A 13,436-nucleotide genomic window follows, 5' to 3' on the forward strand; every position below is an offset into this window, starting at 1 on the left:
AACAAAAGTCTAAAATTTTTGACTCTCCACGACTGTTGTCGGGGGCTTGTATCCGTTCTTGGGCGGCGTCAAGACAGATTTTTCTTAACAACAACTCTGATTATTTTATGAATGACTTACAAGGCGAACAAGGTTTTTCTATCTACAGACTGCGTTGGATTGGCTACGGTCTATTAATTTTGTCTGTATTAGATACAATTGCAGTTCTTATACCCGCAAATTTTGGCAATCGCCTCTGGGAATTGCAAACAATTGGGGCTGTAGTGGAACGGGTGCCCGTTCCTTTACTGGCAATGGCGCTGATATTTTTTGGCGAAGGGTACGACCGCAGAGGTTTGGAAGACGTTTTTTTGAAGGTTTTGTCTTGGGTTTGTCTGCTGCTAGGTCTGGTTTTTCTGTTGATGTTGCCTTTGGGAATTTTTGGCACTATCTACGTCAACAACCAAAACAACCAGCAAATTACTACTCAAGCAAACCAACAATTAGCTCAGTTGCAGCAGGTGGAAGAACGGCTCAATAAGGGTAGTCCTGAAGATTTAAGGAATTTGGCGGGGGAACTTACTCGTTTGGGGGTACAAGCGGATACGCAAAACCCACAGCAATTGAAAGAGCAAATTCTTTCGAGAATTACTCCGGCTAAGGAACGGTTACAGACGCAAAGTGCTGCGGTTCAGCAAAGTCAGCGTGTGGGGTTATTTAAAAATGCTGTTAAGTGGCTGCTGGGCGCGCTGATTTCTAGTGTTTTGTTTTTTACGCTGTGGCGCGGTACTGACTGGGCTCGCGAGTAGTTTTGAGTTTTGAGTTGCGATTTGTGAGCTAGTAAGGTGCGCCTAGCGCACCCGGAGATTCTTGTTGAGGACTAAGGTGCGCCCTGTACACGCAGCCCGCGTCTTGGTGGTTAAGAAGACCCTCAAACCCTGGAAATTTCGTTGGGGGGAGCGCTGGCTCTTCTTCTTTTCAAAAGATATCGGTAATAAATCTTGTTTATTGCCGATAGCCAACACCGAGAATGAGGCAAATCGGTCGTTAGCGCAGCCCTCGAAGAGGATCGCACCTTGACAGGGCTGGCATTGTGAAATCCACAATCTCAAATCCACAATCCACAATCTCAAGTCTCAAATCCACAGTCCAGAATCTCAAATCCACAATCCACAATCTCAAATCTCAAATCTCAAATCGATTGATGGTATTTTCTAGTTTGTCGGCAATGCCTTCAACCCAGTTTTCATCTTGTTTGGTGTAGCTGCGGGGGGCGTTAGCACCTAAGATTAAAACGCCTTGGCTGCCGATGGGCTGACAGATGACTCCTTGAGTATTTTCTGGCAAATAATCAAATTCAATTCGCCCGGGATAAATATTGAGATTTACTAAATAAACTGGTTTATTTTTGTCGAGGACTCGCTGCAAAATCGGCCCTGGTTTGACTTCGGAATTGATGCCTAAAATGCCGCGCCGCAATAAAACTTTTCCCTGATACACAACAACGATCGACCTGGTGGCGGTATTTGTCAACAGCAAACGCGACGCCCAGGCTAATTCTATTTTCACAGCCTCCGGCAAATCCGGTGCAAATTCAAAACCTTCTTCGCCGATAAGTTTTACGGAATCGGGCGATCGCGCTTGCACCTGCTGCCACAGCAAACCTGTTAAAATCAGCAGAGCGCTGATAATTACTCCCAAAGCGTCCGATCGAGCTTGAGAATCTGTAATTTGCTCTGTCAGCAAGCGGTTTACCATTAGCAGCGTACCTGCTAATCCTCCTGCAACTAAGGGCAATTGCCGCAAAACTTTATTAGGATCAGATTTAGTCATTAGTCATTAGTCATTAGTCATTGGTAATTGGTAGTTGGTAATTTAACTAATGCCAACTGCCAACTGCCAATTGCCAACTGACTTTATCCTACTTCTCCAATTTCGACAATTCGCTGGAAGAGATAGCCGGTGCCGCGGGCGGTGAGAATTAATTCGGGATTGCTGGGGTCGTCTTCCAACTTTGCCCTAAGCCGCGAGATGTGAACATCCACTACGCGGGTGTCTACGTGGCGTTCTGGCGTGTATCCCCAGACTTCCTGCAAAATTTCCGATCGCGAAAAAGGCTCTCCAGAACGGCTGACAAGCAGTTCTAACAGGCTAAATTCCATGCCTGTGAGCCGAATTCGTTCGTCGCCTTTGTAAACTTGGCGCTTGTTGGTGTCAATCCTAATATTGGTGACGTGGATGACTCCAGAGCTGGGAATTCCCGATGCTCCGTTTTTGTCAACCCTCCGCAGTACCGAACGGATGCGGGCTTCAAGTTCTTTGGGAGAGAAAGGTTTGACGACGTAATCGTCGGCGCCCAATTCTAAACCGGTGATGCGATCGGCTACGTCTCCCAAAGCAGTTAGCATGATGATAGGCACGTCTGACTCTTTACGCAACTCCTGACAGACGCCGTAACCGTCTAGCTTCGGCATCATCACGTCCAAAACCACTAAGTCGGGTTCGGTGTTGCGAAATGTTTCGAGAGCTTCTTCGCCGTCAGCAGCGGTGACGACATCGTAGCCAATCATGGAAAGGCGAGTCTCCAGAATGCGGCGGATACTGGCTTCGTCATCGACTACCAGAATTTTTTCTTTATGGTTTTCCAAGTTACCGAGCACTCCTTAAGTTACATTTCAGATAATGTTAATTTTTTGTACCCTATCATAGAAGACACAAATTGAATCATGTGTGGGGATGGGTCTGAAAGCTTGATAATTGCTTTAACTCAGACTTTTCTAAATGTTAGGGTGACTATTTATCATAGTAAACAATGCCTAAGCCTCGAATACAATATATTTGTCGGGAATGCGGGTATGATTCACCACAATATTTTGGCAGGTGTCCTAGCTGTCAGAAGTGGGATTCTTTTGACGAGCAGTTAGAACCACCTACTGCTGGTGTACCGCGGGCTGGTTTAACGGGGGTGACAACTAAGACAGTGGGCGGTTCGCCCCCTGATAAGTCGAAGGGTCAACCAAGGGTATCTTTCAGATTATCGCAGATTGCCGACCAAACTCAGTCTCGCTGGCCTTCTGGTTACGGGGAGCTCGATCGAGTTTTGGGAGGCGGGATTGTTCCGGGCTCGCTGGTGTTGATTGGGGGGGAACCGGGAATCGGGAAATCGACGCTGCTGTTACAGGTGGCGAATATGTTGGCCCGCAAGGATCGGATACTGTATGTCAGTGCGGAGGAGTCCGGCCAGCAGGTGAAGTTGCGATCGCAGCGTTTGGGCGTGGCTAATCCGGTTGAATTGTCAAGCAACGGCGGGCATAAATCTGGCAGTAACGGGGAAGCTAAAAAGGATTGGGAGGACAATTCAGCGGAGAATTTCTATTTGCTTCCAGAGACGGATTTAGAAGTTGTTTTGCGGGAGTTGGAAGCGCTGAAACCGAATGTAGCGGTGATTGACAGCATCCAAACTATTTATTTTGCTAGTTTAACATCGGCTCCGGGTTCGGTGGCTCAGGTGCGGGAATGTACGTCTGCTTTGATGCAGGTTGCGAAAAGGGAAAATATTACTTTATTTATTGTCGGTCACGTTACGAAAGATGGAGCTTTGGCTGGGCCGAGGGTTTTGGAACATTTGGTAGATACTGTACTGTATTTTGAGGGTGATCGCTTTGCTTCTCACCGACTTTTGCGATCGATGAAAAACCGTTTCGGCGCTACTCACGAAATCGGTGTTTTTGAAATGGTAGCCCACGGTTTGCGAGAAGTAGATAACCCGTCGGAGTTGTTTTTAGGGAATAGAGATGAATTTTCTCCCGGTACTTCGACGACTGTTACTTGCGAAGGAACTCGACCGATTTTAGTGGAAATTCAGGCGTTAGTCAGCCCTGCAAGTTTCGGTTCCCCGCGCCGTACTACTACTGGTGTGGATAATGCTAGATTGCAGCAAATTTTAGCGGTTTTAGAGAAAAGGGTGGGGATTCCTTTATCTAAATTAGATGTGATTTTGGCGACGGTGGGCGGGTTGAAGGTGGACGAACCGGCCGCGGATTTGGCAGTTGCGATCGCCGTTGTGGCCAGTTTTCGCGATCGCGTGGTTGATGCACGCACAGTTTTGCTCGGGGAAGTGGGTTTGGGAGGACAGGTGCGGCCGGTTTCCCAATTAGAGTTGCGGCTGAGGGAGGCGGCGAAATTGGGTTTTAAAAGGGCGATTATTCCTAAGAATCAACCGGTACCGGAGTTGGGGATGGAGATTATTCCGGTGGCGAAGGTAATTGATGCGATTATTGCAGCGATTCCGGCTACTCCGGCTCAGTTGCAGTCGGTTGATTTGGAGGAAGAGGATTTGTTTAATTGAGTTAGAATGGTGGTGTTGGAAATTGAGACTAATGAGGCCCGAATTATGTATCAAGTAGACATTATTGAGGCTAAAGAAAAGCTTGTGGAATGAAGCGAAGCGGCAATGAGAGGCGAAGAAGTTGCGATTACTCAAGATAACCAGCCTGTTGTAAAATTGGTAGGAATATCGCCAGCTAATAAGAAGCGCTGGTCATCCAAAGCTGGGAGTGCTAAAGGAATGGTTTGGATGTCCGATGACTTTGGCGAACCCCTAGAAGAGTTTAAGGAGTATATGGAATGAGGTTGTTGTTGGATACTCATACTTTCATTTGGTATGTCACGGGCAACCCTAGACTTAGCGCTCATGTCAAACTGCTAATTGAGGGTGAAAATAAGGAGAAGCTACTCAGTGTAGCTACCATCTGGGAAATGGCGATTAAGCACAGCATAGGCAGGCTAAACTTTAGTCTGCCTTTTATCACGAATCACCTGCGAGCAAGAGTTTTTTAGTAGAAGCAGAGGTGGCTATTTAATGTCAAAGTTTTCTGTCGATGCTTCTACAAGACGAGTCATCAGAACATTTCAGTTGTTTGGTTTTCGGATTATTAGATAACGCGAAGATATTGTCATGGTGCGATAGAATTAGGATGGCACGGAGACTCCGTTAGTAATGCCTAACCACGAGCCAATAAAATCAGGGACACTGAGAGCAATTTGTACTAAGGTGGGAATTGCTAGAGAAAAATTTTTAATAGCTTATGCACAAAGTTGAGTGCATAAGCTATCTACGATAAAACTTGAAAAATGTCCAATTAGAGATTGCCTTTTTTGAGGCGCGTTTTCAATCAAACATGAAAAAATCAAAAAGACGTAAAAATCAGTGGTCAAATGAACTAAACGACATCATTCGAGGTGCATCGGGCGGCTTTTTGTTTGGTACTCCCCTGCTTTATACGATGGAGGTTTGGTGGATCGGTTCGTATACTAAACCAGCGGAAATGTCGATCGCGATCGCAACTACTTTTATCGTGGTTTTCTTGCTGACTCGCACTGAAGGTTTTCGTAAAACTAAGGACATCCGCTGGCTAGATGCTCTAATCGATACCGTAGAAGCGATCGCCATCGGCATTATCTGCGCGGCTTTTGTCCTGTTTTTGCTCAGGGAAATTACCCCGGAGACTCCGCTCCAAGAAACTTTGGGGAAAATCATCTTTGAAGGCCTGCCGTTTTCCTTGGGAGTTGCCCTGGCAAGCGGTTTCTTGAGTGGCGATCGCTATCAAAGTTCAGACAGCGACAACGAACCTACCATTAATCCAACTGTAGCAGATATCGGCGCTACTTTAATTGGCGCGATGATCATTGCTTTCAACATTGCCCCAACTGACGAAATTCCCATGCTAGCGGCAGGTATTTCGCCACCTTGGCAATTAGCAATTATCGCTGCTTCGCTGCTAATTTCCTACGGTATTGTATTTGTAGCAGGCTTTACTTATCAAGCAAAACGGCAGCAACAGCAAGGGATTTTTCAGCGTCCCCTCAGCGAAACTGTCATGGCATATTTAGTGTCGCTGGCGGCTTCTGCATTTATGATGTTTTTCTTCCAAAAACTGAGTTTTAACGACCCGTGGTCGATTTGGTTAAGCTATACATTAGTATTAGGATTGCCGGCGACTATTGGCGGCGCGGCGGGGAGGTTGGCGGTATGAGTGAAAGTAATAACGAACAGCAACCAAAAAGAACTTTTGCGGAATGGGCGACATTTGCGATCGCCTGCTTCATCCTTTTTAGCCTCACCGGACTCGTACTCTACAACTGGCTGGCTAAAAAGCAGGAACCTCCGGTTATTTCTGTCACTCGCAACACGCCTATTCGCGAAACTAAAGGGCAATTTTACGTACCCTTTACAGTGACCAACACGGGCGGTGAAACAGCAGAATCAGTGCAAATTATTGCCGAACTGCGCGTCAACGGCGAAGTCTTGGAATCCGGCGACCAGCAAATTGATTTTTTGTCAAGCGGTGAAACTCAAGAAGGAGCTTTTATCTTCAGCCGCAACCCCAGTCAAGGTCAATTGATTGTGCGATCGAGCAGCTATCAACTACCTTAGTAGTGGTAAAAAAGTAATGATACATTGTAGTGACGTACAAAAGACCCGATGGCACCACTAGGATTTTATAGCTATTAAGAAAAAGACCAGATTTTTCCGGTAGTACCCTAGAAGTAATGATGCTAGATTAGCAGTAGTTATTGCTAATCTCTAGATTACAAAGCCTCTAGATTCTAACTGTTCTTCTTGTCCGACTGTCAAAAAGGTGGCATTCACAACAGTAAACAAGGGTTTAAGTGTGTTAAGCGCGATCGGCAATCAGGGCGATTTCATTCTCAGGGAAATCATCGTTTTGACTCTTGTCGTGCCAAGAATGCCGACCCGACCCATCCACGATTTGTTAGGTATTTGGTGAAATTGGGGCAGTCACGGGGGGCAGCCTCTACGCAGAATAAAACAGCCAGGCTCCGCAATTCATTGAACCTCCGCGTTGATCAAATGATTTACCAGCAGACACGAGAACTAATTGATCGATTGTTGGGGAGCATCTCATATTTGTAAAAACACTTCTTTTGGCTCCTTCCTTCTGCCTCCTGGCTCAAAACTTCAATTTCTAGCTTGGCTGGTTTCATTGAAATGTTCCCGATTGTTCTTAGAACGTATTTCACTTGCCGGGATTGCTCGTGCGATCCACATTGGTCAGCAATGCCTCCAAACTTACCTTAAGGAGAAATATGCTGGTCTATCCCGAAGCCTGATTGATTGAACCCCTATGAGAAGCAAGTTATTTACCTGTCTTTTTATTCTCCCGACTTAAATCCGCTTGAAAGCAGAACAGTCGAAGCTAAAGAATATCTACGTTCGGTTGCTGCACGTAAGTAGTGACACCTGAGAATCAGCACTTGTGGACGCATTCGACTCGCTCACTCTCAAAGCTCTCAACCATTGGTAGACTCCTTGTTGTTACTGTACCTCATACGGTTGAAAATCGCTGTCACCAAAGGTGGGCAGGGGCGGTTTTAAAAAGGCAAAACCTCTCCTCGCATTGATTACGGGCTAAACCTGCCCCTACAGACTATTTATATTTTTTTGCCTCTCTCTCTCTACTTAGGGGTGAGGTGTGGTATCCTATTTAGATATAAAGGGTCATATATTCTACCAAAGCTAATACTTCTTTTAAGGTAATTAACGACAAACTTTTTTTCGGGCTTCAATGTTAGAGAAAGAATTAAAGTTTTAGCGAAAGTTCCGCCAACATTTACTTTCGCCGGAAATCAACTCCTATAGTTTTAAGATAGGTACAATACTTATGAATATTAAAGCCAATTACAAGCTTATAGAAAAACTTAATGAGGGTTTAAATACAGTAGTTTATCGCGCAGAGAGGAGAGCAGATCAGACTGCTGTAATCATCAAGCTTTTGAGAGCCGACTATCCTACTCTCGAAGAGATTATGCAATTGAGACATGAATATGAAATCTCCCGACATCTCAATTTAGAAGGTATTGTCAAGCCCTATGGATTGGAAAATCATCGTAATGGTCTAGCGCTGATATTGGAAGATTCAAGAGGAGAATCTCTCACAAAGTTTTTGAAGGGTCGCCAACTTGAACTCAGAGAGTTTTTGGAAATTGCTATTCAGTTAGCAGATACTCTGGGTAAGTTGCATGACAACAAAATTATTCATAAAGATATTAAGCCGACAAATATCATCATCACTCCTGCTACGCTAGAAGTAAAAATTACTGACTTTAGCATTGCCACGCGGTTGTCTAGAGAAACCCAAATACTAAGCCATCCTACTTTACTAGAAGGCACACTCGCCTATATATCCCCAGAGCAGACAGGGCGGATGAATCGCTCACTTGACTATCGCACCGACTTCTACTCTTTAGGTATCACTTTCTATGAAATGCTGGGCGGTGAAGTACCATTTAAGGCTACAGATGCCATGGAATTAGTTCACTGCCACATCGCTAAACAGCCTGTCCCGCTTTGGGAGATTATATGGGCAAAAAAGCAAAATAGCAGAGTAGAAATTACGAGATATAATCCCACATACAAACTTCAAAATGGTGAGATTATCAAATCAATTTGTGACATTGTAATGAAATTATTAGCCAAAAATGCTGAAGATAGATATCAAAGTGCTTATGGTCTCAAAGCGGATCTAGAACAATGTCTAAATCAATTAGAACAAACTGGTCAAAATTGTAACTTCATTCCGGGTGAGCGTGATAAGTCAGGTCAATTTCTGATCCCACAAAAACTGTACGGACGAGAAACACAAGTAGCCACTCTAATGGATGCTTTTGACAGAGTTAGTGCTGGAACAGCCGAGATAATGCTAGTTTCCGGTTACTCAGGAATAGGTAAATCTTGCTTAGTTTATGAAATCCACAAACCCATTGTCGGAGCAAGGGGTTATTTTATCGCAGGCAAGTTTGACCAATTTAAACGAAATATTCCCTATGCAGCTTTAATTCAAGCTTTTGAAGAACTAATTCGGCAATTATTAACAGAAAGTTCTGAAACAATTAAATGTTGGAAACAGAATATTTTAAATGCTTTAGGGCTAAATACTAGAGTTATAATTGACGTTATTCCCGAATTGGAGTTGATCGTTGGTGAGCAACCTGAAGTTTCTCAATTAGGGGCAAGTGAATCGCAAAACCGTTTCAATCTTACCTTTAAACAATTCATTCATATTTTTACCCAAAAAGCACATCCGCTAGTTTTATTTTTAGATGATTTGCAGTGGGCAGATTCAGCTTCTTTGAAATTGATTCATGTGCTACTTACTGACCGAGATAGCCAATATTTATTGGTGATTGGAGCCTATCGAGATAACGAAGTCAGCCCAACTCATCCGTTAATGCACACCTTAGATAGTATTTATTCATGCGGATCGATAATAAATAATATTTTCCTCCAACCGTTGACACTTAATACAGTCAATCAATTAGTTGCTGACACTTTGGGTGACAACTGCTCAGCAGCAGTTCCCTCTCTTGCTTGTTTTTCTGAACACCACGGAGAAATTGAGGGAGAAAGTTGGGTTGCTAAAAACAAGAACACTGAAAGAGAAAAGTGTAACTTATTAGCTGAGTTAGTTTTCAATAAAACTCAAGGAAATCCCTTTTTTTTAACTCAACTACTCACATCTCTTTACACTGAGAAACTGCTGAAATTTGACTTCAGAATGGGCAGATGGCAGTGGGATATGGGGCAAATTCAAAGTGTGGCGATCGCAGATTTTAATGTCGTCGAGCTTCTAGCCAGAAACATTCAAAAACTGCCTCCAGATACCCAGAAAGTTTTAACGTTAGCAGCTTGTATTGGCAACCGATTTAATTTAGAGGTTTTGGCAATAGTAAGTGAAAAATCTACATCACAAACCGCATCTGCTTTATGGGATGGACTTCAGGCAGGTCTAATTTTACCCATCGGAGAAAGTGCCTCTAAACTTCCTTTACTCTTCAATGGTAATGAGTCATTGGTAATGGGGAGTGGTCACGGAACTCAATCAGAAATTAATACTTACAAAGTATCCTACAAATTTTTGCATGACCGTGTGCAGCAAGCGGCTTATTCTCTGATTCCTTCTGAGCAGCAAAAAGCTACCCACCTCAAAATTGGTCAACTACTATTACAGAATACAAATCAAAACGACTTAGAAGAAAATGTTTTTGATATAGTTAATCAGCTAAATGTGGGAGTAGAATTCATTACCGAAAAAAAAGAAAAATACCAACTTGCTCAATTAAATTTAATAGCTGGTCGAAAAGCCAAAGCAGCGACAGCTTATGAAGCGGCTGTCACGCTACTAAAAGTAGGGTTAGAACTCTTAGCAGAAAACAGTTGGCAGAGTAACTATGACCTGACGCTCGGACTCTATGTAGAAGCGGTGGAGGCGGAATATCTCTATACCAACTACGAAAGGTCAGCAACTCTTGCTGAAGTAGTTCTGCAACAAGCGAACACTCTGCTCGAAAGAGTGAAAGTATACGAGCTACAAATCCAGTTTTATATGGCTCAGAATCAAATGCTAAAAGCCATTGATACTGGGCTGCAAGTGCTGGATATGCTGGGTGTCTCCTTGTCAAATGAAGCGGGTGACAGTGGTTTTGCTGTTGAATTGCCTTCTCTGACAGATTTAGAAAACATCCCAGAAATGACCGATCCGTATCAATTAGCAGCCTTACGCATACTGATGAGCGTTATTTCTCCTGCTTACACTACCAAGCCTGAGATTGTGCCGCTGATTGTATTGGCTCAGGTCAATCTTTCTATGAAACACGGTCATTCAGCATTAGCCGCTTATGCTTATGTTTTTTATGGCGTAATTGTGTGTGCGAGTGGCGACATACATACAGGGTATCATGCAAGTCAGCTAGCTTTAAACTTGTTGGATAAGTTTGATGCCAACTTTCTTAAATGTAAAATTTACAATTTATTTAATGGTTTAATTAGACCCTGGAAAGAGCATCTCAAAAACACATTAGAATCGTTGCAAGAGGCTACGCAAAGCGGATTGGAAACAGGAGATATAGAATATGCTGGTTATAGTGCTACTACTTATTGCTTTACCCCGTTTTTAATTGGCGAGCAATTAGACATTGTAGACCAACAACAAAAGCAATATCTTGATTTAGCACTGAAACTAAAACAAGACTATTCTATTTATTACATTAAAATGGTTCACCAACTAACTTTAAATTTTAAAAATGCAGCCAATAGTAAATGTCTATTGGTGGGCGAGAGTTTTGATGAAACACAAATGCTGCCTGTTTTTATTGAAACTAAGAATAAAATGTTGCTGTTTATTGCCTATCTTGCCAAGACGATTTTATTTTATATGTTTAAAGCATCTAATAGTGCCGTTGCCACCGCCATTTTAGGAGCAGAACACGCAGCAAGTGTGATGGGTATGGTAGTTTCTGCTGTTCACAATTTTTATTATTCGCTGGCTCTTCTTTCTGACTATGCGAAAGTTTCAGTGTCTGAACAACAACAATATCTGGTTATTGTAGAGGAAAATCAGCAAATAATGCGGCGGTGGGCTGATTCTGCTCCATCAAATTTCAAACATAAATATGAGCTTGTGGAGGCAGAAAAAGCTCGTGTTTCAGGACAAATTTTAGAAGCAATGGAAGATTATGACCGAGCTATAATGGGAGCTAAAGAACAAGGATATATTCAGGAAGAAGCACTAGCTTCTGAGTTGGCAGCAGAGTTTTATTTCTCCCTTGGAAGAGACAAATTTGCTCAAATCTATCTGACACAGGCTTACTATGGATATGTTCATTGGGGAGCACAAGCTAAAGCTAAAGATTTGGAGTCAAGATATCCTGCGGTTTTTTCCGAGATGCTGAAGCGCGAACCCATCGCTATCGATATCGGTAGGAAAACGACCTTATCTACAACTGAAGGAAATTCTGCTATCTTGGATTTGTCCACGGTGAACAAAGCCTCTCTGGTCTTGGCTGAAGAAATAGTTCTTGATAAGTTGCTAGATAAGTTACTTACAATTGTGATGGAAAATGCTGGAGCTACAACAGGCTGCTTGATATTAGAAAAAGATGGAAAGTTATTGATAAAAGCTACAGGTGTTGTGGATAGAGATACGGTTGTGTTTTCTTCAGAATCACCAGTTGAAAATAGCGATAATCTGCCAATTACCATAATTAATTATGTGGGCATAGCTAAAGAAAATGTGGTTTTAAATGATGCAGCATTGTCACGAAGATTCATAAATGATCCTTACATCATAAAAAACCAACCGAAGTCAATATTATCTATGCCTATTCTTAATCAAGGCAAGCTCATTGCAATTATATATTTAGAGAATAATATCACAACTGCTGCCTTTACAACGCAGAGGGTAGAAGTATTAAAAATACTTTCTTCACAGATAGCTATCTCCCTTAAAAATGCGATGCTCTATGGGAAATTGGAAACCGCAACTCAAAACTTGAAAACAGCCAACGAGCAATTAGACGATTACAACCAAACCCTTGAACAGAAAGTCGAAGCCAGAACGCTGGAGTTACAAGAAAAAAATACGCTTTTGAGAGAACAATCAATTCAGATTGAACTTGCTCTCAAGGAATTGCAAACGACACAGACTCAACTAATTCAAACTGAAAAAATGTCAAGTTTGGGTAAAATGGTTGCTGGTATAGCTCACGAAATTAATAACCCAATTAACTTTATCTATGGCAATCTTACCCACGCTAGTGAATATTTCCATGAATTGCTACGGTTGCTGAATCTTTACCAACAGGAATTGCCTCAGGCAACTTCTGAGATTCAGACACTTGCAGAAAATATCGATATCGAATTCTTAATTTCTGATTTTCCTAGATTGATTGATTCAATGCAGGTAGGGGCAGAACGCATCCGCCAGATTGTCTTGTCGTTGCGGAATTTCTCGCGATTGGATGAGTCGGTAATGAAACCAGTAGATATCCATGAAGGGCTGGATAGCACTCTGTTGCTGTTGCAAAATCAGCTAAAAGCTACATCTGAAAATATAGGTATTGAAATTGTTAAAAAGTATGGAAATCTACCTAGGGTAGAATGTTACGCCGGTTTCCTGAACCAAGTCTTTATGAATATACTCAGCAATGCGATCTATGCTATAGAAAAGTCATCAATCATTGCTCCATTCGCAAAACCAAAGACAAAAGGACTGATTACCATTCGCACCAGTGTCATAAACGGAAATAAAGTAGAAATCCGAATTGTTGACAATGGATTGGGGATGACAGAAGAAATAAGTCGAAGAGTTTTTGAGCCTTTCTTTACCACCAAACCTGTGGGTTCTGGTACTGGTTTGGGGTTGGCGATCAGCTACCAAATTGTGGTGGAAAAACATCAAGGAAATCTGACTTGTATTTCAGCACCAGGACAGGGGGCGGAATTTGTGATTGAGATTCCTTTGAAGCAGATAAAGTCAGCGCAATGAATATAAATAAGTGGCTACGATCGCCCCCACCCAACAAACAACTATCAACAACTAACACTCATCCCATAACCTACTATGAATTTATCTAAAACATCAGAAATATCTTCCGAA

General features: G+C 42.7%; 8 protein-coding genes. 6 read left to right on the top strand and 2 right to left on the bottom strand.

Annotated features, from left to right (window positions below):
* Nucleotides 1-107: 107 nt before the first annotated feature.
* Nucleotides 108-788, top strand: a complete 681-nt coding sequence (gene hpsJ-A, locus QUA57_RS05250; RefSeq protein WP_333059887.1) for an HpsJ-like protein, cyanoexosortase A-associated — start codon at nucleotides 108-110, stop codon at nucleotides 786-788.
* Between the two features lie 376 nt (nucleotides 789-1,164).
* On the opposite strand, the gene QUA57_RS05255 is transcribed toward hpsJ-A, so the two are convergent.
* Nucleotides 1,165-1,812, bottom strand: coding sequence for a cofactor assembly of complex C subunit B (locus QUA57_RS05255; protein WP_333059888.1), 648 nt, complete (start codon nucleotides 1,810-1,812; stop codon nucleotides 1,165-1,167).
* 83 nt (nucleotides 1,813-1,895) lie between these two features.
* A complete protein-coding gene (gene rpaB / locus QUA57_RS05260; protein ID WP_071587789.1) occupies nucleotides 1,896-2,627 on the bottom strand; it encodes a response regulator transcription factor RpaB in 732 nt (243 codons plus the stop codon).
* A 164-nt stretch (nucleotides 2,628-2,791) separates the two neighbouring features.
* On the opposite strand from rpaB, the gene radA reads away from it, so the two are divergent.
* The 5 genes from radA to QUA57_RS05285 all read left to right on the top strand — a co-directional run bounded on the left by radA (nucleotide 2,792) and on the right by QUA57_RS05285 (nucleotide 13,325).
* Nucleotides 2,792-4,327, top strand: coding sequence for a DNA repair protein RadA (gene radA / locus QUA57_RS05265; protein WP_333059889.1), 1,536 nt, complete (start codon nucleotides 2,792-2,794; stop codon nucleotides 4,325-4,327).
* 105 nt (nucleotides 4,328-4,432) lie between these two features.
* Complete coding sequence (locus QUA57_RS05270) at nucleotides 4,433-4,609, top strand: DUF2281 domain-containing protein (protein ID WP_333059890.1); 177 nt, start codon at nucleotides 4,433-4,435, stop codon at nucleotides 4,607-4,609.
* Nucleotides 4,610-5,159: 550 nt separating this feature from the next.
* Entirely contained in the window at nucleotides 5,160-6,014 is an 855-nt protein-coding gene (locus QUA57_RS05275) for a TIGR02587 family membrane protein (protein ID WP_333059891.1), read from the top strand.
* Nucleotides 6,011-6,415, top strand: coding sequence for a TIGR02588 family protein (locus tag QUA57_RS05280; protein WP_333059892.1), 405 nt, complete (start codon nucleotides 6,011-6,013; stop codon nucleotides 6,413-6,415). Before QUA57_RS05275 ends, QUA57_RS05280 begins: the two co-directional genes overlap by 4 nt.
* A gap of 1,249 nt (nucleotides 6,416-7,664) precedes the next feature.
* Nucleotides 7,665-13,325: an AAA family ATPase gene (locus QUA57_RS05285; RefSeq protein ID WP_333059893.1), complete on the top strand. Its 5,661-nt coding sequence runs from the start codon at nucleotides 7,665-7,667 to the stop codon at nucleotides 13,323-13,325.
* Nucleotides 13,326-13,436 lie beyond the last annotated feature (111 nt).

The sequence above is a fragment of the Microcoleus sp. Pol7_B2 genome, assembly GCF_036701035.1.
Taxonomy (GTDB): Bacteria; Cyanobacteriota; Cyanobacteriia; order Cyanobacteriales; family Microcoleaceae; genus Microcoleus.

What these genes read in the sequence shown, in the direction of transcription:
- QUA57_RS05270 (WP_333059890.1), top strand. Translation starts at nt 4,433, where the DNA reads ATGAGAGGCGAAGAAGTTGCGATTACTCAAGATAACCAGCCTGTTGTA.
- radA (WP_333059889.1), top strand. Translation starts at nt 2,792, where the DNA reads ATGCCTAAGCCTCGAATACAATATATTTGTCGGGAATGCGGGTATGAT.
- QUA57_RS05275 (WP_333059891.1), top strand. Translation starts at nt 5,160, where the DNA reads ATGAAAAAATCAAAAAGACGTAAAAATCAGTGGTCAAATGAACTAAAC.
- hpsJ-A (WP_333059887.1), top strand. Translation starts at nt 108, where the DNA reads ATGAATGACTTACAAGGCGAACAAGGTTTTTCTATCTACAGACTGCGT.
- QUA57_RS05285 (WP_333059893.1), top strand. Translation starts at nt 7,665, where the DNA reads ATGAATATTAAAGCCAATTACAAGCTTATAGAAAAACTTAATGAGGGT.
- QUA57_RS05280 (WP_333059892.1), top strand. Translation starts at nt 6,011, where the DNA reads ATGAGTGAAAGTAATAACGAACAGCAACCAAAAAGAACTTTTGCGGAA.
- QUA57_RS05255 (WP_333059888.1), bottom strand. Translation starts at nt 1,812, where the DNA reads ATGACTAAATCTGATCCTAATAAAGTTTTGCGGCAATTGCCCTTAGTT.